Here is a 21786-nt window from a genome sequence, read left to right as displayed (position 1 = left end):
AATGGAAAAATTTCCATTGTATTATATTGGATGCTGGTTTAATGTATGTATAAATAATTCTATATAAGAAAGGAGGATTAAAATGCGCAATCAAATCGAATTCGAAGTTTTCGGCAACTATGCGCTCTTTACGGACCCGCTTACCAAGCTGGGAGGAGAAAAATTCTCTTATCAGCTACCAACCTACGAAGCGATAAAGGGGATTGTTGAAAGCGTTTACTGGAAACCCACCATAATCTGGTATATAGATGAGATTCGCGTGATGAACCCAATCCAGACGGAATCCAAGGGAATGCGTCCTATCGAATATAGCGGGGGCAACACCCTGGCCTATTATACTTACCTTAAAGATGTCCGCTACCAGGTGAAAGCCCATTTTGAGTTTAATCCACATCGCGAAGATCTGGCCTATGATCGTAACGAATTCAAGCATCATAACATAGCGAAACGCTCTGTTAAAGCGGGAGGACGCCGGGATATTTTTCTGGGATCACGCGAATGTCAGGGATATGTTGAACCTTGCTCGTTCGGTGAGGGAATAGGAGCCTATGATGAAGTTCCTGAAATCGATTTTGGCACTATGGTGCACGGCATCAGTTATCCGGATGAGACGGGACGAGCAGAGCGGGAGACGCGTTTATGGAGAGCGAAAATGGAATACGGGATTATCCGTTTTATCCGCCCTGAAGAATGCACCATGGTCCGCAAGACAGGCAAACCTCCTGTCAAGGCTTTCGCTTCCGGCAATATGCAATCCGTGGACAGTCTGTATGATGAAATGTTTCCGGATGGAGGGATGTAAATGAGCTGGCTCGCGAATTTGAACAAAACGTATGAACAGCATGAGAAATTAATCGGACAGTTTGAGAAGAAGAAAAACGGCCGGGAATACGCACTGATACCTGTATCGCATACAACGCAAACGGCGCATATCGAAGTCGTTCTGGATGGAGACGGAAACTATCTCCGGGCAAAAGTTGTGGATAAGGAAGACAGCAGCACGATTATCCCTTGTACGGAAGCATCCGCTAGTAGGACGAGTGCTCCGGTTCCGTATCCGCTTTTTGACAAGCTGGTGTACGTGGCTGGCGATTATGAAGTTTACTGTGACAAGCCCAAGGGGACTCCATATGCAGATTATCTTAATCAGCTCAAATCCTGGTGTGAATCCCCATACAAGCATCCGAGGGTGGAGAGTGTGTACAGGTACATTGCCAAAGGAACTTTGCTGACCGATCTGATTCGGGACAAGATCCTTTGGGTGGATGAGGCCGGAAAGCTGTTGGCTAGTTGGCCCTTACTTGATAAACAAAATGCGGAGAAGCCGGATATTTTTAAAGTGATCGCTTCGGATCAGAGCTCGGCGTTCGTTCGTTTCTCCGTAGAAATTCCGGGGGAACCAGAATCCAGGTTATGGCGGGATCAATCCGTTCAGGAGGCTTTTATCGGGTTCTATGAGACAAGCCTGAAGGAACTGGATTTATGCTATGTAAGCGGTGAAATGCGGCCGTATGCGGAGAAGCACGCTTCCCGGATTCGGAATTCTGGCGATAAATCCAAGCTGATCTCGGCGAACGATTCCAGCGGATTCACTTATCGGGGGCGCTTTCGCACCAGTCGTGATGTGGCCACTGTCAGCTTTGATGTGTCCCAAAAAGCTCATAACGCCCTCAAATGGCTAATTGAACGGCAGGGCATTCAGATGGATGGAAGGGTGTTTCTGATCTGGGGTACAGAGCAATTGGATTTGCCTGACCCCCTTGGCGGTACATTCAGTCTGTACCGGGATGAAGATGTGGAAGCCGGCGCCGGAGACAGTACACTCAAGGAATATGCGGAACAAATCCGGCGAGCGATCAGAGGCTACCGGTTCGATGGCGACTACAAATCTAATGCCATCATCATGGTACTGGATGCGGCCACGCCTGGACGGATGTCTATCGTTTATTACCGGGATATGGACAAGGAAAGATATCTGGAACGGCTGCAAGCATGGCATGAAACTTGTTATTGGCAGCACAGGAATGGAAGAGATCAAAATAACAAGCCTCGCACTTACATAGGAGCTCCAGCAACAAGGGATATCGCCTTTGCAGCTTATGGACCGAGAGCCAACGATAAGCTGGCCAAAGGCCTGATGGAACGAATGCTGCCTTGTATCGTGGACGGTCGGAAGATTCCATTCGATATTGTTCGCAGCGTTGTTAACCGGGCTTCCAATCCGGTCGCTATGGAGGACTGGGAATGGGAGAAGACACTGAGCATCGCCTGTGCTCTGGTGAAAAAAACTTATGAGAAGGAGGAATTTACTGTGAGCTTGAATACCGAAACATCAGACCGCAGCTATGTGTTCGGACGAATGCTGGCGATTGCGGATGTACTGGAGAGAAGAGCGTTAGGCAAGGAAGAGAAAAGGGCTACAAATGCTATCCGGTATATGAATTCTTTTGCGCAGAGACCGGGCCGTACCTGGACCATCATTCAATCAAATCTTCAGCCTTATCAGGCAAAAATGGGAACCGAAGCCGGATACTTAAATCGGTTGCTGGATGAAGTGGGATCGAAATTAAGCCTGGAGGATTTTACGGATAAACCGCTGAGCGGGTTGTACTTGCTGGGCTTTTACAGCCAACGCAATGATCTTTACACAAGCAAGAAAGCCAAAGAGGCCGAGGCGAATGCCGAGGATTCCTCCGAAAATAATGATCAGGGAGAGATTTAAATGAGCATACTTGACCATAAAATCGATTTTGCCGTCGTATTGTCCGTCCACAATGCTAACCCCAACGGTGATCCGTTAAATGGTAATCGCCCCCGTCAAAACTATGACGGACATGGTGAAATTTCCGATGTCTGCATCAAACGGAAGATCCGCAACCGCCTGCAGGACATGGGAGAGTCCATTCTGGTGCAGTCTGATGAGCGGCGCAGCGATGCTTACCGCAGTATCAAAGAACGTGTAGACGCCAATGCTGAAGTGTCCGAGTTCGCCAAGGGCAAGAAGCAGAATAACGAAATGTACGCTGAGGCGGCATGCAAAGCCTGGATGGATGTTCGAAGCTTTGGACAAGTATTCGCTTTTAGCGGAACGGATGTGTCGGTCGGCATTCGCGGTCCGGTATCCATTCATACGGCAGTCAGTGTAGATCCCATCGATATTACCAGCATGCAAATCACAAAGAGTGTGAATGCAGTCACGCCGAAAGACCCGAACAAAAAAAGCTCGGATACGATGGGGATGAAGCATCGGGTGGATTTTGGCGTCTATGTGTTCTACGGAAGCATCAACACACAGCTTGCCGAGAAGACGGGCTTTACGAGGGAGGATGCGGAAAAGATCCGCGAAGCACTGCGGACGTTGTTTGAAAATGACACGTCCTCCGCTCGTCCGGACGGCAGCATGGAAGTTCACCATCTGTATTGGTGGGAGCATTCCTCCAAACTCGGACAATATTCCTCGGCCAAGGTGCATCGATCCTTGAAAGTGCAGCGGAAGGAAGGCGTGAGTGATGCCAAGTCTTTTGCCGATTATGAGTGCATTGTTGAGCCGCTTGAGGGTTTAAGAGTTCAAGAGTATGCAGGGATATAGTGAAGATGATTTTTTGATGCTTTCGGGCATTCAGCACTTCCGTTTTTGCAAACGGCAGTGGGCTTTGATCCATATTGAGCAGCAGTGGGAAGAAAATGTGAAGACGGTGGAAGGGGCTTACCTGCACAGGAAAGCCGATCAGCCGATGATTCGTGAGAAGAGGGGGGAGAGGCTCGTCGTCCGAGCTCTCCCCATTCAATCTCGTGAGCTTGGTGTAACCGGAATTTGCGATGTAGTGGAGTTTGTGCTCGATCCATCTGGCGTCCCAATTGCCGGGGAAGAAGGGCTCTATTTGCCTGTTCCGGTAGAATACAAACGGGGGCGGCCGAAGCGTAACGATTCCGACCATTCTCAGCTTGTTGCGCAAATACTGTGCCTGGAAGAAATGCTGTGCTGTGAAATCTCAAAAGGATATTTGTTTTACGAGGAGATCAAACGCCGGGAAGAGGTCATCGTAACGGATCAAGATCGAGAGCTGGTTAGAGAGATATTTCGGGAGATGCGAATGTATTTCGAAAGAAACCATACGCCCAAGGTCAAAACAGGGCCGCACTGTCAAAGCTGCTCCTTAAATAAGATCTGTCTGCCGGAAATGTTCAGTAAGAAGTCCGTATCTCGATATATCGAAAGCAGGTTGAATGAGTGAAAAAGCTGCTGAATACGTTGTTTGTAACACTGCCGGACACCTATTTGTCTTTGGACGGGGAAAATATTGTAGTCAAGCAGGAAGATGCGGTTCTCGCCAGATATCCTCTTCATAATTTGGAGGCGGTTTGCACGTTTGGTTACGCTGGAGTAAGTCCTGGATTAATGGGAGCCTGCGCGACGCGTAATATTGCGCTAACCTTTATGACAAGAAGCGGACGTTTCCTAGCTAGAGTAATAGGGGAAAGCCGCGGCAACGTGGTGCTAAGGAAAGAGCAGTACCGAATATCGGATGACGAGCATCGAAGTGCCTTTGTTGCCAAAAACATGATTCTCGGCAAAATCTATAACCATAAGTGGATTGTGGAGCGCTCTACTCGGGATTATGCGCTTCGCATTGATGTGGAGCGGATGAAGAAGGTATCCGCTTCGCTAACGGAAACGATGAAGCAGGTACGGAGTACAGAGGACCTGGACAGCTTGAGAGGTTTGGAAGGTGCGGCAGCGGTTCAATATTACTCAGTACTTGATGATTTGATTCTGCAGCAGAAGGAGGACTTCTTCTTTCATGGCCGCAATAAACGACCACCGCTTGATAACGTCAATGCACTATTGTCTTTTGCCTATACCTTATTAGCCCATGATATGAGCTCCGCACTTGAAGCAGTTGGCCTGGACGCGTATGTTGGCTTTCTTCACAGGGATCGTCCCGGACGAGCTTCTTTGGCTCTGGATATGATGGAAGAGCTTCGAGGTGTGTATGCTGACCGTTTCGTTATCTCGCTGATTAACAAGAAACTGATCAATGAGAAGGGTTTCTATCGTAAAGAGAACGGTGCAGTTTTAATGGATGACGATACTCGAAAAAAAGTGCTAAAGTTCTGGCAGGAGAGGAAGCAGGATAAGATCCTGCACCCATTTTTAAACGAGAAAATCTCATGGGGCCTGGTTCCTTATGCACAGGCGTTGCTATTAGCAAGGTATATTCGTGGAGATCTTGATGAGTATCCTCCATTTTTGTGGAAGTAGGTGGTCCCTTTGTTGATCCTGATTACTTATGATGTGAGTACGACTGATAGCGAAGGCAGAAGAAGGCTTTCCAGAGTAGCCAAAACATGTGTAGATTACGGTCAGAGGGTTCAAAACTCCGTCTTTGAGTGCATTTTGGATGCGACCCAATTCCGTCGTTTGAAATATGAGCTTGAAGAAATCAACGATAAGGACCAGGATAGCTTACGGTTCTATAATTTGGGTGACAATTATAAAAAGAAGATCGAACACATCGGAGCCAAATCGTCTTACGATATGGAAAGTCCGTTGATTCTTTAATGTAGGGAATGAATGATTATTGGTGCGAATGTAAAGCTCACATGATTTCCCCGGGTCCTTCGCACCTCAGAATTTGTCGAAAGAAGTCTGTTTATAGATATAATGCGAAAAGTAAAGATCGGGATATTTCATTTTTGATATGGATTTACCTAACACAATTATGAATTCATGCCGGGATGAGATTGTTCATGTGCTTTTTCGCGGTCGCACCCTACGCGGGTGCGTGGATTGAAATTCGATTACCTTTGCGTGTTGGTCCGCGTTCCAGATGGTCGCACCCTTCGCGGGTGCGTGGATTGAAATCGAGTGCGATTACAGCGTAATATGCGAACGTTAGGAGTCGCACCCTTCGCGGGTGCGTGGATTGAAATTGCATATCTGTGGCAACCATGGCCGCTGTAACCAGTCGCACCCTTCGCGGGTGCGTGGATTGAAATTTAATGCCATACATCATTTGGATGGCCAAAAATAGTCGCACCCTTCGCGGGTGCGTGGATTGAAATGATCAATTTGTCCGGATGATTGACGAGGGTATGATGTCGCACCCTTCGCGGGTGCTTGGATTGAAATTATGATCAGCGTCGGGAGTATTCGTTTTCTCCAGTTTTACGGGGAAATTACTCCGAACGGCTTCAAAAACGTTGCGCGGCGTAACTTCCCCCATGCTTCGTGTCACATGTCGGATAACGGTCTTCCAGGTAATATAGGTGTCGGCTTCTCTTTTTCCGTATGTACCTGGGACAAACATCCACAGCATGCCGCCAGGTTGGTAATCGGTTTTGAACAAGATAAGATGTTCCGTTACGACCGGAATAAAGTGGCCGTTATACTTGCTTCCGTAGCTCAAGGCATTGTGCTGGACTTTCGTGAAATGACGAATTGGCATGCCGACCCAAGCCATTTCCCTTTGAATGCTTTTGATATATCCTTTTCCTTTCACCACCATGTCCCCGACCAGCACAGCAACGTATCGACTATGGGCAGCTGCTTTGGCATTCACATGGCTCACGGCTTGTATAAACTCCTTCCATGGCATGCGGCTCATGTCTTTCGATTGCATTTCCTTGGGAAGATCGAGGGCGTAATCGATCATCTTCCAGTACGGATAATGCAGCATGGTTAAATCAAACCCTGTATCATGAAAGTCATCCCCGACAACATCAAACCCGTTGTGAATGTCATCCCCGATGTAGGGCAACTTTAAACTATTGCAAACGTCGCGGCTTGTTTTCCCTCCCTCCATCGGGTCATAGATGTAGGGCGTGCGGATATTCAGACGTTGGAGATAAGAGATTAGCTTGATAAGCACTTCGCCTGCGTAATTCCCCCGATAAGTTCGATCTCCGTATGGACCGCGTTCCGGTACTGAAATGAGTGTCGTTAAATTTGTCGTATTCAATCCACGAATGTCCAATGTAAATCCCTCCTTTGGCCGCCTCATTCGGACGGCCCTGATTTTTGATGTATGGAATTTATGCCGCCTTCAGTTCTTGATCTACGGTTTCTACAAACCTCGCAACAATCGGAAAGTCCATGTCTTTCAGGATATGGTGGACGACAGAACGGACGGCCTCGATGCGGTGACTTGGGACGATATGAACAAGATGTTCTTGCACCGTGACGGCTTCAAGTCCCAATCGCTCTAAGATGTTCATGAATTCGTATAAGTGCGGCTGGACGTCATCGAATCCGCAATACTCCAAATACAACAGATGAACCGTTTGCTCGCTTGACGCATGTTTTCCTTGTTTTTTCTTCATGGGTACAGCTCCTTTGTGATTTGTGGTGGTCCTTACGCGTAAAACGCACCACGCAGCGCCGGCAGTGCAAGGATGGGCATCATGAAAAAAAGGCCAGGAGCCGGGCGGTCTAGTCCGGCTTTGGCCATCATCATTGAATCGGCTTCGCCCACCCCGTCAGGGGCTTGTCCTTGCACTGTACGAGGCGCGAAGTGGTAAGTTTGTAGCGTAAGGACCACCACCCCTCGAACCCCCGACGAAAAACTGCCGGCAGGCAATAGAATCGGGATCCTTCCGGCAGGAAAGTTTCCATGCCTTTAAATAATAAAAGAGGGTTTCCTAAAAGTAACCTTTGGAATACCCTCAGAAATAAATTAGGTTGAAATTAGAAAAAAACCAAGGAATTAAGCGATTTACCCTCGCTTAACTCCTTGGTTTTTGGCGTCGTGTACGCTACACTAAAAACAACCTCGACCAGGTTTTTCTAATTGTAGTGAGCGATTCCATGTATCATTGATTTTTGCTCCAATAGGGAGACCATTTATTTCAGCTCCGATTAAATAATAGCCTTGTACAACAAAGTTAGCTGTATCTTTATCCCAGCACGTATTGGAATATGTTTTAGTACCAGTTGTCTGTGTCCATGATACTGCTACTTGCATACCACTGATGTAGGAATTGATTTTTGATACACCAGTAAAATAGGGTAGGCCATTGCTGTTATTTTCATAATTATAAACGAGGGCTATATTTTTCCATGTAAATATCCCACTCAGTCCTCCGGAAAATGGTGCCCACCAACTTAAAGTTGTCGATGTCTGAGCCATTGGAGATATAGTTGAATCAGTTTTCTCTGGTACTTCTAAGACAGAATTCTGATCGGTATCAAACTTCTCTAATTCGCTTATCGTATCTGCAAGAAATGATTCATATTCATCCAGATCTGTAAAACTCAATAGAGGTCCATTTTGTTTAACTTCTTCCAATTCGCTGTCACTTAAAACAACAAATTCTGTGTCGTATTTCTGAGAAATTTCATTCAGTCGAGGATCGCTCATAACATTTTGCTGTGCAGATGCTACTGGTTGTAATGAGACAGAGAGTAACACAGTCGCAAGGACGACAGACAGAAAATTCTTTTTCTTAATTTTCAATGTTTTTATCAATCCTTTCTGTTATAGTAAAATAATAGTAACATAATTTGAGATAATTTGGAATATATAATCAATAATTTCAAACATTTCCTATTGATTGTATATAACTTAAAGGGAGAGTGATGTGAACATGAAAATGAACAAACTAGGAACAATGACTCTATCAGTAAGATTAATAATTCTAGGAGTAGGTTTGTTACTACCTTTGTTATCTATATTTATTTCTAATTATGAACCAATTGGCGATGACCGTTATGCTTTAGGATTACCGTTTCGATTTTTGAATTATTATGGTGAGACCTTACCTGCGTATAAATATGAGTTGTTTACATGGGATGTCTTTACTCGACATGTTTTGTTTAATGCACCTCTGTATTTTCTAAATGCCGTCCTTATTTATTTGGTTATTTTTGCTGTAATTAAAATAATAGTAATAGTACGTACAAGAAACACTAAGCGATCTAATCCCGTCGAGTAACAATCGCAGTAAAAAATGCAAAACTCATCTGATATGACCCCTGTCAAGTAAACAGAAAATAAATTGCAATAGCATATTTAAGCAGCCTGAGTCATACGCACTCAGGTTGTTTAGTTTCGTTTGGAAACGTGCATGGTTGTAAAAGGGTTGTATTGCTAAGCAGCATGTTTCCCCTGCTTGCAGAGGATTTTAAAATGGCTGAAGAAGTTTCCCATGGAGGCATTGTCCCAGCAGTTTCCTTTACGAGACATACCGGGGTCGTTCAATAAAAAAAACCGACTAGATCTAGTCGGAATGGTCAATCATCATCGTCATCATCATCCTAGTCTTTCCTAAAACTGGCTGCGTCGCACCCTTCGCGGGTGCGTGGATTGAAATAATATAGCAGCGGGGAGAAACACAAAGTTCCTGCGTCGCACCCTACGCGGGTGCGTGGGTTGAAATATGTCCTTTCAGCAGCCTCCAGCCTGCCATGCTTCCGCGTTGCACCCTTCGTGGGTGCTTGGTTTTGGCTCCGCAGTTCATTACAGCGATCGGTCGGTTTTGATGACTTATACTCTTCATATAGAAAGGGTTACGTGCGTAGGGTCGGTTCGGGAAGCCGCATGTGAGTATAATTACTCCATGCGGTTTTTCAATATATATGACGATTGAGGAAAAGGTCAGAGGTGCTTCTCAAGGCTTCCCCTTACAGGGCATATTGTAACTTCCATCAAAATATAGTGAAAGCAGAAGGCTTGACTTATACGAGGGAGCTACAGCCGGGGTTCCGGCTGTGCACGGTCGCACAGCTCTGACTAGTCCCTAAAAGGATGTGTTGAGGTGCCCTTGCCCCGCCTTGTGTGCCCCAACTAAGTTCTACGGCCAGCCCCAGACTTCCGGGTCACTCTCTTTGGACCCATAAGGTGCCCAGCCTAGCCCTTTGGGCCTTGTACTGTCTTTCCGGGCGCATTAGCCCGTCTCAAGATTCCGCAACCTTGTCTCGACCGATCAGCCCGCGTAAGGGACCTACGTTTTATCACCCGCTAAAACCCCGCAGGCCCCGCCACCTGCCATTTCAAAACCAAGGGGGATCTCACATGAAGCCAGCTGCGCACAGCCGATCTCCTGAGCAAGGAGCCGTCCCGAACCCAGCGCCGCGGAGGCGCACCCTGTTTTGGCGCCTGTTCGCCAACTATTTTCTGCTCATCCTCATCCCGGTCATTGCCGCCAGCGTCCTTGCACAGGTGCTGGTCGTGCGAATCATCGAGCAGGATGCGGAGCGCCTGAACGACATCGTGATGAGCCGGTTCGCCGAGCAGACGGACGCTTCGCTCCAGGCGCTAAAGACGAACATGATCCAGATGCTGAGCACCTCCAGGCTGCGAAGCGTGCTGATGGGCGCAGCCGACTCGCCGGGAGGCAAGCTGCAGCCGGAGCTGCTTCATTCGCTGCGGGAGCAGCTGCAGCAGCTGGAGTCGGATGAGCTTGTCGAGCGGGCGTATTACATTTTCATGCACGAGGACCTGATCATCGATGCGGAGACGTATACGAACAAAGCCTACTATTTTACCACGCGTTATCCGATGGAGCCCCGAAGCCGCAAACAGCTGGAGGCCGAATTGATCGGCAAAAAAATGATGAATTTCACCGACTCCGGCAGCTCCCTGACGGCGGTGATGAGCTATCCCTTCAATACAAACGCCCCCGATGTGTATCTCCTGGTCGATCTGAGGACGAACAAGCTCCAGGAGCAGATTCATATTCCGGAAAGTTGGGTCCGCGGAACGGCGATCATAGACGATCGGGGCCGTTTGATCTCCGAGAACGGTTTAAGCGAGCGGGACCGGCAGACGCTGCAGCAGCGGATCCATGCCGAAGGCGTATCCCCGCAATTTACGATTTCGGACAAGACCGGACTCTCGCTTATGAAATCGGCATTCGACGAGCAATGGCATTATATCAGCATGATCGAGCTGGGCACATTGATGAAGCCGGTATACGTCACCCGTTTCATAAGCTGGGCGTTCCTCGCATTTTTTCTGGTCGTCGGGGGATGGGTGTCATATTACTTGAGCCGGCGTTTATACCGGCCGATTGCGGAAATCCGGAATGGACTGAAGTCGCACCGCCGTACCGGGGAAAGCCCTGCGAATGAAGGAAATGAATTTGACGTCATTAAACGCTATTCCCAGTCCATCATGACCGAGAACCGGGAGCTGTCCCACATGGTCCACGGGATGCTGCCGATCGTGCAGGAGCAGTTCGTGACCAAGCTGCTGCTCGGTCAATACCGCGACGCCCTGTCCATTGAATACTACGCCAAGGAGATTGAGTTTACGTACAACCCCGTAGCGGCCAGAACGGTGCTGACCATTGCGCTTCACGACAATCTAGATGTGCCGGAGCATCCGACGGAAACGGGCAAAACCTTTCTGCTGGCCGAGATGAAGGACAAGATCCGTAAGCTGGCTCCGGGCCGGATATGGCTGTGCCAGACCAAGCCGAATCTGCTGGCCTGCATCGTGCAGCATGACAAGGCGATGAGTGATGGCCCCGAGCATATAGCGGAGATGGCGAAACTTATTTTGCTGCAATACGGAGACTATTTTAAGGCCACCATCGGCATTGGCAAAACCGTTCAAACGATGGAGGAGCTTCACCTTTCCTACGAGCATGCCGTCATCGTGCTCCAGTATCGGGGGCTCAACTCCACCGTTGAAATTTGCGGGAGTCAACCCGTCCGCGATTTGCAGGGAGGCGATTCCTTCCTGTCCGTGCAGGAGGTCAACCGGATTCTGAACCAGTGCAAAACCAGGGAATACGACAAGCTGCTCCGGTCCGTGCTAGATCTGCTGGAGGAAGGGCAGCGCAGAGATGCGGCCGCTGAGCAGATGAAGTATCTGCTGGCGGATGTGCTGAACACGTGGATCCGGGCAGCCGAATCCGAGCATAACGAGCTGAACGTTCCGTATTACTCCCGGTTATTTGAACGCATGAACCGCTGCATGACATGGGGTGAGCTCAGGGCGTGCTTCGAGGAGATTCACGCGTTCCTCTTTCGGCGGCCGGCACCCGGCACGCGCGCTCAGCAGATCGCCGGCATTGTGGCGTACATTCACGAGCATTACGACCAAGAGCTGTCGATCGAGGCTTTTGCCGGCATGATGAACATGTCGATCGGCCACTTCAGCCGTACCTTCAAGGAAGAGGTCGGAGAGAAATATGTGGAGTATATCGCGAAGTACCGGCTGATGAAAGCGAAGCAGCTGCTGCTCGAAACGGATCTGAAGCTGGACGAGATTGCGGAGAGGGTCGGATATTGGGGCCGAAACTCGCTGATCCGGGCCTTCCGCAAATATGAGGGCATTACGCCGGCGAAATACCGGACGCTGCACCAATAGCGTTACAAAGAGAGAGACTGATTTTTTTCGAAAAGTCTCTTTTTTTGCATGGACGAAGCCGCAAACCCTTGCTCCACAAGGGCTGCAAACCGGGCGCCCGCAGGAAAAGATGCGCGCTTTACGCCCTGAGCCTTAGGCTCGTATAGTGGGGACAACAGCCGGAGGTGTCGACTACACAAACGCCAAACAAGGAGGTGGTGGGGATTGGCGCAGCTATCGCGTATCGGATATGTGCTAAAAAAGCACAAAGCATTGTACCTGCTGATGCTGCCGGGCATTCTGTATTACCTGATTTTTAAATACGCGCCGATGTACGGCATCATCATCGCCTTCCAGGATTACTCGATCGGCCGGGGGATATGGGGCAGCAAGTTTGTCGGCTTGAAGCATTTCATTGAGTTCTTCTACGTGACGCCTGATGCGTGGAAGCTGATCCGCAACACGATCATGCTGAACGTGTATGATCTGCTGTTTCACTTTCCGGCGCCCATCATTCTGGCCGTGCTGTTCCATGAGCTGAAGAGCAAATGGTTCAAGCGATTCGTGCAAAACATCAGTTATATGCCGCATTTTCTGTCCACCGTCGTCATTGCCGGTATTCTGGTCACCTTCCTGTCGCCGACGACCGGGGTGATCAACCACCTGCTGGTGAAGCTGTTCGGGATCGAGCCGATTATGTTTCTGGGGATGCCGGAGTGGTTCCGGACGGTATATGTGGGCTCGGAAATATGGCAGAAGGTTGGCTGGGGCACGATCCTGTATCTGGCCGCCATTGCCGGCATCGATCCGATGCTGTATGAAGCGGCGAAGATGGATGGCGCGAACCGGTGGCAGCAAATTCGGCATATCACCTTTGTCGGCATGGTGCCGGTCATGATCATTTTGTTCGTGCTGACCCTCGGCAATTTCATGGAAGCCAGCTTCGAGAAAATATTGCTGATCTACAACACGATGAACTACGAAACGTCCGACGTTATCAACACCTTCGTTTACAGGCGGGGCATTCTCGACGCCGACTTCAGCTTCGCCACCGCGGTCGGCCTGTTCCAATCGGCGATCGGATTCATTCTGGTCGTGGCGGCGAACCGCATCGTGCGCAAATATTCGGAGACCAGCTTGTGGTAAAGGAGATGCGCCATGAAACAAAAGGTGAGCCTCGGCTCGAGGCTGTTTGACTTCTTCAACATCACATTCATGATCGTGCTCATCATCGTGATGGCTTATCCCATGGTATACGTATTCTCGGCATCGATCAGCAATAATGCCCTCGTCGCCAGCGGAGCGGTGCTGCTATGGCCGAAAAAGATAACGCTGATCGCATATGAGCAGCTCATCTATAATCCGGATTTGTGGGTCAGCTATTGGAATACGATCCGGTATACGGCGCTGCATACGGTGCTGACCCTCATCGCGACGTCCGCGATGGCTTATCCGCTGGCGAAGCGCTGGCTGCCGGGACGGAGGGTGATCCTGCTGATGGCCGCCTTCACCCTCCTCTTCAGCGGGGGCATGATTCCGACCTTCCTGATCGTCCAGCGGCTTGGATTGCTCGATACGATCTGGGCCATCGTCCTCCCGTCGCTGATCAGCACCTGGTATTTGTTCATCATGCGGACGTTCTTCGAGGGACTGCCGGAAGAGCTGGAGGACGCAGCAGCCATCGATGGGTGCGGCTCCATGCAGATTTTAGTGCGGATCGTGCTGCCGCTGTCGCTTCCCGTGATGGTGACAATCGGCCTTTTTACCGCCGTGAATCAATGGAATTCGTTCTTCAGCGCTTTGATCTACTTGAACGACCGGGAGATGTATCCGCTGCAGATCATGCTGCGCAACATTTTGATTGCCGGCACGAATGTGCAGGGCGAAGGGGATCTGACCCACCTCGAAACGCTGAAGTACGCGATGATCATCATCGCGACGCTGCCGATACTATGCGTCTACCCGTTCATTCAGAAATATTTCGTCCAAGGGACGATGATCGGCGGAATCAAGGGATAACGATAACGATAACGGTAGCGATGGATGCTGGCTCATCCGTTTCTATAAGGCATGCTGTATTTTTAAGAAAAGGGAGGTTGTGTGCATGACGCGGAAGGGTTTCAGAAAGGCGCTCCTATTGATGCTGCTGTGCGCCCTGCTCGTCACCGGCTGCGGCGGCGGAGGCGGGAAGGATGACGGGACGCTGAGTCCGGACAATCCCGTTACCTTCTCATGGCTCGTGTATGACCGGGTGGAGGGGAAGGTCAGGGACGACTGGGAGATTTTTAAAGAAATCGAGGCAAAGACGGGGGTCAAGGTGGAATTTCAGGTAGTCAGCCAGGAAGGGCTCGAAGAGAAGCGGCAGATCATGATCGCCACGAACACCGCTACCGATTTCATCCAGGTGCCTACGCAGGACGGCAGAGAGCATGGACCGGAGAAGGTATTCCTCAACCTCCAGGATTATCTCGACAAGGCGCCGAATCTGAAGGCATTCTACGAGAAGTACCCGGAAGCCAAAGCGCTGGCAACCGGCACGGATGGCGGGCTGTACACCGTCCCTGTGCTGGAAGGCGATGCGGAGGGAAAGGGCTTTAACTTCATCTGGTATGCGCGCAAGGATATTCTGGATCAGCACGGCATTAAGCCGCCGACGACCGTGGATGAGTTCTACCAATTCCTTAAAACGCTGAAGGAAAAATATCCGGACTCCTATCCGCTCATTTCCAACTCGATCGTCGGCGATACCGGTCTCTTCACGACCTTCGGCCGCATATTCACCGGCATTCACGGCTTCTACAGCCTGGATCCGACGACGGATCAGTATGCCTTCGCGCCGTATCATGACAATTACAAGGCGATGCTGGAGTATTTGAATAAGCTGTACACGGAGAAGCTGCTTGATCCGGAATTTTCGCTCCTGACGCAGGCGCAGTGGGAAGAGCGGATTCTGACGGGTAAATCGCTCGTCACGTATTTCTGGAAGGCGGATCTGGAATCGCTTGTCGCAAAGGCGCGGGATGCGGGGATTCCGGAATACGATCTGGACGCGATCCCGTCGTTTGCGGCTGACGGCATCAAGAACTATCAGTTCTCCCGTCCCGTCGTCGGCACCGTCGGCCGGGCGATCTCGGCCAAAGTGAAGGATAAGGAGCGGGCCGTGCAGTTCCTCGACTATTTGGTCAGCGAGGAGGGAACGAATTATCTCTCGCTCGGCATCGAAGGCAAAACATATACGATGGAGGACGGCAAGCCGGTCTACAACAAAGACTTTGGCGCTTCCCCGTTCAATACGCTGCGCAAGGACTGGGGCGTCTGGTATGATCTCATCACCTTGAACAACGCGCTGTCACGCGAGGCTTGGGAGCGCGGCCTAAGCGAGAAGAGCAAGGACATCAACGCGCGCTATGCCGAGTATATCATCCCGGCGCCGAAGCAGATCGTCAAGACGGAGGAAGAGCTGGAGCTGGAGAAGTCGAAGCTGAACAACCTGAACAAATTCCTGGAGCAGAAGGTGACGGAATTCGTGACCGGCAAAACGCCGATTAACGACGAGACGTATCAGCAATTTATCGATCAGGCGAAAAAGCTGGGCGCCGACGAGCTTCTGGCCATGTACAATACGGCCTATACGCGCACCTATGGCGGCAAGTAAGGGAAGCAGATAGGGAGGAGAGGAGGAATCCGAACGTGGAGACGAAAGTGGAGACCTATAAGATCATTGACGTCGATGTTCATAACGAGCAGGATGACCGCGCCCTGCTCCCTTATCTTGAGGAGCCATGGCGCTCCCGGGTAGCGGCTTCCGGCATCGGCTATGCAGGCTCCGGGTACTATTCGCCGATCGGCGTGATGAAGAAGGATTCGATTCCCCCTGGCGGAGGGAAAGCCGGGTCTGATCCGGATTTCATGATCAAGCAGCTTATCGAAGGCTACGATGTGGAGTATGCCGTGCTGACCGGCGTCGTTTACAACATTTCATCCACGCATGACCCGGACTACGCGGCAGCCATATGCTCCGCCTACAACGATTATCTGATCAACGAATGGCTCGGCAAACATAAAGCGTTTAAGGGCGCGATGGTCGTGGCGACCCAGGATCCGCTGCTTGCCGCCCGCGAGATTGACCGGGTCGGCGGGCATCCGGACATCGTCGAGGTGATGATCTCGAGCGCGGCGCGTTCCCCGCTCGGGCAGCGCCACTATCATCCGATCTATGAAGCGGCCGAGCGGAACGGGCTCCCGGTGGCGATCCATCCGGGAGCCGAGGGCGGCGGCAGCTCAACGGCTCCGACCGCGGCCGGCTACCCGGCCCGGTACATTGAATGGCATACCTGCCTCTCCCAGATGTTCATGGCACATCTGGTGAGCATGGTATGCGAGGGCATCTTCGTGAAATTTCCGAAGCTGAAGGTCGTCCTCGTGGAGGGCGGGGTGGCCTGGCTTCCGGCATTGATGTGGCGCCTGGACAAAAACTACAAGGCGCTCCGCTCCACCGTGCCCTGGCTGAAGAAGATGCCGAGCCAGTATATCCGGGAGCACTGCTACCTGTCGACACAGCCGATCGAGGAGCCGGACCATCCGCAGCATCTGATCGACCTTTTCAATATGATCGATGCCGAGAACATCCTGCTCTATTCCAGCGACTACCCGCATTGGGACTTCGATTCGCCCCATCACATTTTGCGGGGGCTGAAGCCGGAAGCGAGACGGAAGATTTTCTACGAAAACGCGAAGCAGCTGTACCGGCTGGATTAATCGGAAGAGGACGCTGGCTACTCTATGCTTTGCGAGTAAAGGAGGGCGATTATGGCTGTACATTATGTACTGACGGAAGATGCGATCCCGGAGGGCGGCCGCGCCGTCGTCGAAATTGACGGCCGCGAGATCGGCATCTACCGCGTGAACGGCGAATATCATGCCATCCTGAACTACTGCCCGCATCAGGGAGCCCCGATCTGCGCCGGCCCTGTCTCCGGAACGACGCTTCCTTCGGAAGTGTACAGCTACGAGTACGGCCGGGAGGGAGAGGTCGTTCGGTGCCCCTGGCACGGGTGGGAGTTCGACCTGCGGACCGGCGAGTCGCTGTTCAGCGAACGGATCAGGGTGAAGAAGTATAAGGTGGAGGTGCATGAAGGGAAGATCGGGATCGTCATGCGGAGGTAGAAGAAGTAGGACAGCAGTAGAAGTAGAAGAGAAGTAGAACAATAGTAGAAGATGTAGAACAGAAGTAAAAGTTAAGCAGGAAAAAATAGAATGAGAGAACGAAAGTTATAAAGACAAGATAAAGCAGCGCTTCGGGATGACTCCGGAATGATCGGGAGTCGTCCCTTTTTAGTATAAAGTTATGAAATCATGTATCATGTAGGGAGGGGACAAGCCCCGCCTTACAAGATTGCATAAAGGAATGAGCAACGTGAACAAAAACAAGCGAGGAATTGGAATTGCTGCCGTAGCTATTATTTTGATCGGCCTGGGTATCCTTTTTGCTTATGATTATTTCAATCCAGAAAAGAATTGGACGATGCCGGAGCCCAATATTGACGTTCAAACGAAAACGATTGACGGCATGACCATTGTGTTACGAAACGCTGCCTACCGTGATGATGAAGTTACGATTGGGTTCGAACTCCAAGGCGGCGGACCAGAGGAAAACGATCTGGGCTATAGATTCTACAGCAATGGGCAGCTGCTCGCAGATACAGAAAGCGGAGAGCAGCATAAATTGGGGGAGAATCATTATTACTTAACGGCTAAAGCCAGAGGCGTGCAGGGCCAACCCGAGCCTTTACAACTGAGGGTCCATATCTTGGCGAAATCCAATATAGAAGCTCAGGATATTTTATTTAACTTTGATTTAGCGTTGCCGAGCGGCTCTTAAGGAGTGTACAGAGAGACCTCGCTCGGTGAATCACTTCTTGCTGCGTGTAGCGCGGAACTCAATGTTAATTAGCCCAATTAGAGGATTTTGAAAAAGAAAAAAGGCATCCCCAAGATGGGATGCCTTTCTAGCTGCTCGCTCACACCACCTGCGACAGCACCAGTCCGCCGTAAGCGAATGCCGCTACGATGACGATCGCCGGGTGAACCTTGCGGATATTCATCGCCCAGAAGGCGACGGCGGCGATGCCGAGGGATTGCACCAGCCCGATGGAGATGACCGAGCTTTTGCCCATCTGCCAGGTCAAGGTCAGCATCATGATCGCGATGACCGGCTGGACGAGAAGCGTCATGCCTTTGACGACCGGGGACGTGCGGTACTTCTGAAGCAGGTTCAGCAGCCAGTTTAAAGCGGCGGCGGACGGGATGACGGTAGCTGCGAGGGCGATCACCATGCCTACCCAGCCGGAGACGCCATAGCCGACGAAAGCGGCGATTTTGGTGGCGATCGGCCCCGGCAGCGCGTTGCCGAGCGCTAGCATATTCGAGAAATCAGGATCGCTCAGCCAACCGTGATGCGTGACGATTTCCTTATACATCAGCGGGATGGAGGCGGGGCCGCCGCCGTATCCGAGCACGTTGGAGATGAAGAAGCTGATCAATAGCTGAAGCCAGTCTTCCATCAGGCCGATCCCTCCTTATCCCCGCGCTGCTTCTTAAGCTTAGCCACGACTTTGAAATGCACGGTTCCGTAAGCCAGGAACAGGACGATCACGATGGCGGGGTGAAGCTGGACCGTCTCCAGCAGCAGAAACGAGATCACAAACAGGCCAATGCCGACATAAATGCCAAGTCCCTTGACGGCCTTCTCCCCGAATTCGTAAGCCATCGTGCCCAGCATGACGGCAATGACCGGCGTTACGCCGGCAATCATCCCGGCAACGATTTTGGAGCTGCTGAGAAATGTCACTGCCGAAAGTAGCGCAACCATGGCAATACAGGTTGGGAAAATGTGGGCGATCACGGCAATGATGGCGCCGAGCACGCCTTTTTCCCGGTAACCGAGATAGGCTGCCATCTTTGTGGCGATGGGACCGGGGAGCGCATTGGCAAGGGCCAGCACTTCGCCGAACTCATCATCGTTCACCCAGTGGTAACGGACGACCGCTTCATGGCGGATGAGCGGGATGACCGAAGGTCCGCCGCCATAACCAAGGATTCCGGTTCGGAACATGCCGATGGTCAATTCGATGTAGGGATTGCTGCGGTTGTTAGAGCTCACGATATAAGTCCTTTCTTTCGTAAAGATAAACACACGGCATCAGAGTCTGATGCCCATCCGGCTTTTATAACGCTTGATGAGGATCTGCGTATCTACGCTCGTAATGCCCGGCAGCGGATACAGCTTCTCATTTAAAAACATTTCCATCTGTTTATGGTCCGTAAACAGCCCGTGCATATGCAGCTTGCTCGGTCCAGTCATATGGTACAGGCTTGTGACATGCGGTTCGTTCTCCAATGCGTCCGCAACCTGCTGCAGATGCTTCGGCTCAACCTCCACGTTAAAAAAGGCGGATACCGCGATTCCGACCTTCTCCGGATTGATTACCGCCGCAAACCGCTCGATCACGCCGCTGTCCATCAGGGCGGTGACCCTTGCCTGCACCGCTACGCGGGACAGCCCGACCTCCTTGCCCAGATCCGTGTACGAGATTCGGCCGTGCTTGCCGAGGATGGAGATGATTTTGCGGTCCGTTTCGTCGATCGGGAGCGAGGCGTAGGCCCCTTCGGAATGAACATCCATTACGATCAGCTCCTTCTTTTTTTATGAATATGTAACGCATAACAGCTTAAATGACAACAAAACGAAATCGAATGTATCATTTTGATTACGACATGTTTAAATATATAAGCAATTGATTTCACTTTCAATATTTCTCTTCCGAATTGAAACTTTTTGCCCGCGAATTCAGTCTAAATCTATGAAATATTAAAGATATAAGTTGCAATTAAGAAAACGATGCAGGCGAGGGAGTAAAATGATTCCGAAGAAGTGGAACGGTCGCCTTTGGTTTCAGATTTCTACCGTAATAAGTTCTATTAAATCATGAAATCTGAAACCAACAGCGATTGTAGGAACATTTTACGTACTTGCCCTAATATACATTCATTTGTTCAACTTATATAGAATGGCATTCATTGGAGGGAGGTCGTTCTATTAATTGGATGAATTAATAGAATTACCCTTTTCTATCAATTTATGATAGAATACTCCGGTGAAGAAAAGGCTTCATAGGATTTCATAGAAAGGCGGCAGCTTAGATGAAGAAATTAATCGCCCTCATTTTGGTATGCGCAATGCTGCTCCCTGTTTCCATCGTATCCGCCGCGTCGGCTGGCGGGAGCGGGACGGCCACGAGCAAGGCGAGTGCAGCAACCAAGACGAATGCTTCCAAGAACGAGCCGATCGATCTCGTTTTTGTCGGGGATATTTTGCTGGACGGATATGTGGGGAACCAGATCGAACGTTACGGGAATCTGTATCCGTTCAAGAAGGTGGCTCCTATTTTGAAAAAAGCGGACATGGCCTTCGCCAACCTTGAAACGCCGGTGTCCGTCCGCGGCAAGGCCGCGAACAAAACCTTTGCTTTCCGCTCCAAGCCGGATACGCTGAAAGGTCTCGTATACGCAGGGATCGACGGCGTAACGCTGGCCAATAACCACATTCTGGATTATGGGCAGCAGGCGATGCTGGACACCATCACCCATCTGAAACGTCAGAAGATCGGATATACCGGTGCAGGCCGCAACATTGACGAAGCGTTCAAGCCGTATGTACAGACGGTCAAAGGGAAGAAGATCGCCGTGTTAGGCGTCAGCCGCGTGCTGTCGGACAATTCCTGGATCGCCGGCAAGAACCATCCGGGGGCAGCATCCGCTTATACGATGGAGCCGATGCTCAGCCAGATCAAGAAGTCGGCGAAGGCGAATGACTTTACGATCGTTTATATTCATTGGAACCAGGAATTCGCCGATTACCCTGATGATTACGCCCGGAGCATGGCGAAGAAAATGATTGACGCGGGAGCGGACATCATCGTCGGTTCGCACAGCCACACGCTCATGGGAATTGAGTATTACAAGAACAAGCCGATTTACTATTCGCTCGGCAATTTTGTCTTCAACCGCTCCACGCGCGGCGGTGACAAGACGCTCCTGTCCATGATGGTCCATTTTGAAATTCAGGGCTCCAAGATTACGAGCCGGATCACCCCGGTGAAGATTCTCCAGGGCCAGCCGAACCTGATGGACAAGAAGTACAACAAGGAGATCATCGCGAAGCTGAACAAGCTTTCCTATAATGCGAAGATCGATGCCAACGGCAACGTAACGAAGAAGTAACGAGCCTTGCGCAACTTTAAGAACAACCGCAGCCTTTCGTGGCAGCGGTTGTTTTTTTGTGTCTGATCGGATCGTGTAGAGGGAGAGGGGAGCGAAAAGCGTCGAATGACGGCAACCCGCCCCGACGTAACTCCTTTCCATGATTCTACAATTTACGCGATTACGGCATGAGGGCAGAAATTCCTGCACAAATAATAAAATTTTATTT

21 protein-coding genes and 1 CRISPR repeat array are annotated in these 21786 nt (G+C 50.5%); of the genes, 16 read left to right on the top strand and 5 right to left on the bottom strand.

From position 1 onward, the window contains the following. The first annotated feature begins 82 nt into the window (after positions 1-82). From cas5c to NSQ46_RS23925, 7 genes are all read left to right on the top strand, one after another. Complete coding sequence (cas5c, locus tag NSQ46_RS23955) at positions 83-802, top strand: type I-C CRISPR-associated protein Cas5c (RefSeq protein ID WP_251537168.1); 720 nt, start codon at positions 83-85, stop codon at positions 800-802. Further along, on the top strand, positions 803-2722 hold the full coding sequence (gene cas8c / locus NSQ46_RS23950) for a type I-C CRISPR-associated protein Cas8c/Csd1 (RefSeq protein ID WP_251537167.1): 1920 nt from the start codon (positions 803-805) through the stop codon (positions 2720-2722). Then, complete coding sequence (gene cas7c / locus NSQ46_RS23945; protein WP_251537166.1) at positions 2723-3589, top strand: type I-C CRISPR-associated protein Cas7/Csd2; 867 nt, start codon at positions 2723-2725, stop codon at positions 3587-3589. It begins immediately after the preceding gene. Then, positions 3576-4235, top strand: a complete 660-nt coding sequence (cas4, locus tag NSQ46_RS23940; protein ID WP_251537165.1) for a CRISPR-associated protein Cas4 — start codon at positions 3576-3578, stop codon at positions 4233-4235. The genes cas7c and cas4 overlap by 14 nt, the downstream gene beginning before the upstream one ends. After that, entirely contained in the window at positions 4232-5263 is a 1032-nt protein-coding gene (cas1c, locus tag NSQ46_RS23935) for a type I-C CRISPR-associated endonuclease Cas1c (protein WP_251537164.1), read from the top strand. Before cas4 ends, cas1c begins: the two co-directional genes overlap by 4 nt. 9 nt (positions 5264-5272) lie before the next feature. After that, entirely contained in the window at positions 5273-5563 is a 291-nt protein-coding gene (gene cas2 / locus NSQ46_RS23930) for a CRISPR-associated endonuclease Cas2 (protein WP_251537163.1), read from the top strand. A 203-nt stretch (positions 5564-5766) separates the two neighbouring features. After that, a CRISPR array of direct repeats spans positions 5767-6133; the repeat unit is 32 nt; unit sequence GTCGCACCCTTCGCGGGTGCGTGGATTGAAAT. A 1-nt stretch (position 6134) separates the two neighbouring features. Beyond that, positions 6135-6686, top strand: coding sequence for a hypothetical protein (locus tag NSQ46_RS23925; RefSeq protein ID WP_251537161.1), 552 nt, complete (start codon positions 6135-6137; stop codon positions 6684-6686). 349 nt (positions 6687-7035) lie between these two features. Here NSQ46_RS23925 and NSQ46_RS23920 read toward each other — a convergent pair whose 3' ends face one another. Both NSQ46_RS23920 and NSQ46_RS23915 read right to left on the bottom strand, forming a co-directional pair. Beyond that, positions 7036-7323 (bottom strand): hypothetical protein, encoded by a 288-nt coding sequence (locus NSQ46_RS23920; RefSeq protein WP_251537159.1) that lies wholly within the window; start codon positions 7321-7323, stop codon positions 7036-7038. A 437-nt stretch (positions 7324-7760) separates the two neighbouring features. Continuing rightward, positions 7761-8456: a hypothetical protein gene (locus NSQ46_RS23915; protein ID WP_251537157.1), complete on the bottom strand. Its 696-nt coding sequence runs from the start codon at positions 8454-8456 to the stop codon at positions 7761-7763. A 130-nt stretch (positions 8457-8586) separates the two neighbouring features. On the opposite strand from NSQ46_RS23915, the gene NSQ46_RS23910 reads away from it, so the two are divergent. The 8 genes from NSQ46_RS23910 (at position 8587) to NSQ46_RS23875 (ending at position 18177) form a co-directional block, all read left to right on the top strand. Then, complete coding sequence (locus tag NSQ46_RS23910; RefSeq protein ID WP_251537155.1) at positions 8587-8934, top strand: hypothetical protein; 348 nt, start codon at positions 8587-8589, stop codon at positions 8932-8934. A 1079-nt stretch (positions 8935-10013) separates the two neighbouring features. After that, positions 10014-12317: a helix-turn-helix domain-containing protein gene (locus tag NSQ46_RS23905; RefSeq protein WP_251537153.1), complete on the top strand. Its 2304-nt coding sequence runs from the start codon at positions 10014-10016 to the stop codon at positions 12315-12317. 204 nt (positions 12318-12521) lie between these two features. Then, positions 12522-13442 (top strand): ABC transporter permease subunit, encoded by a 921-nt coding sequence (locus NSQ46_RS23900; RefSeq protein WP_007131600.1) that lies wholly within the window; start codon positions 12522-12524, stop codon positions 13440-13442. Positions 13443-13454: 12 nt separating this feature from the next. Continuing rightward, positions 13455-14315 (top strand): carbohydrate ABC transporter permease, encoded by an 861-nt coding sequence (locus NSQ46_RS23895; RefSeq protein WP_007131601.1) that lies wholly within the window; start codon positions 13455-13457, stop codon positions 14313-14315. A gap of 85 nt (positions 14316-14400) precedes the next feature. Beyond that, positions 14401-15951, top strand: a complete 1551-nt coding sequence (locus NSQ46_RS23890; RefSeq protein ID WP_213616666.1) for an extracellular solute-binding protein — start codon at positions 14401-14403, stop codon at positions 15949-15951. 47 nt (positions 15952-15998) lie between these two features. Next, positions 15999-17054 (top strand): amidohydrolase family protein, encoded by a 1056-nt coding sequence (locus NSQ46_RS23885; RefSeq protein WP_034272725.1) that lies wholly within the window; start codon positions 15999-16001, stop codon positions 17052-17054. A 51-nt stretch (positions 17055-17105) separates the two neighbouring features. Beyond that, a complete protein-coding gene (locus NSQ46_RS23880; protein ID WP_251537151.1) occupies positions 17106-17462 on the top strand; it encodes a Rieske (2Fe-2S) protein in 357 nt (118 codons plus the stop codon). 250 nt (positions 17463-17712) lie between these two features. Then, positions 17713-18177 carry a hypothetical protein gene (locus NSQ46_RS23875; RefSeq protein ID WP_157462163.1) on the top strand — a complete coding sequence of 155 codons (465 nt, stop codon included), beginning with the start codon at positions 17713-17715 and terminating at the stop codon, positions 18175-18177. 139 nt (positions 18178-18316) lie between these two features. Here NSQ46_RS23875 and NSQ46_RS23870 read toward each other — a convergent pair whose 3' ends face one another. The 3 genes from NSQ46_RS23870 to NSQ46_RS23860 all read right to left on the bottom strand — a co-directional run bounded on the left by NSQ46_RS23870 (position 18317) and on the right by NSQ46_RS23860 (position 19980). Continuing rightward, complete coding sequence (locus NSQ46_RS23870) at positions 18317-18859, bottom strand: chromate transporter (RefSeq protein ID WP_251537150.1); 543 nt, start codon at positions 18857-18859, stop codon at positions 18317-18319. Next, a complete protein-coding gene (locus NSQ46_RS23865; RefSeq protein WP_251537177.1) occupies positions 18859-19410 on the bottom strand; it encodes a chromate transporter in 552 nt (183 codons plus the stop codon). Before NSQ46_RS23865 ends, NSQ46_RS23870 begins: the two co-directional genes overlap by 1 nt. 87 nt (positions 19411-19497) lie before the next feature. Next, positions 19498-19980 carry an Lrp/AsnC family transcriptional regulator gene (locus tag NSQ46_RS23860; RefSeq protein ID WP_007131608.1) on the bottom strand — a complete coding sequence of 161 codons (483 nt, stop codon included), beginning with the start codon at positions 19978-19980 and terminating at the stop codon, positions 19498-19500. 518 nt (positions 19981-20498) lie between these two features. Here NSQ46_RS23860 and NSQ46_RS23855 point away from each other — a divergent pair. Further along, the gene (locus tag NSQ46_RS23855) at positions 20499-21578 is read left to right on the top strand and encodes a CapA family protein (protein ID WP_251537149.1); all 1080 of its coding nucleotides are present in this window, start codon (positions 20499-20501) and stop codon (positions 21576-21578) included. The last annotated feature ends 208 nt before the right edge of the window (positions 21579-21786 follow it).

This window comes from Paenibacillus sp. FSL M8-0142 (genome assembly GCF_038597315.1).
In the GTDB taxonomy this organism is placed as follows: Bacteria; Bacillota; Bacilli; order Paenibacillales; family Paenibacillaceae; genus Paenibacillus_AQ; species Paenibacillus_AQ lactis.
Note: the sequence above shows the minus strand (reverse complement) of the source record. Positions and strands in the feature narration are given on the sequence as shown.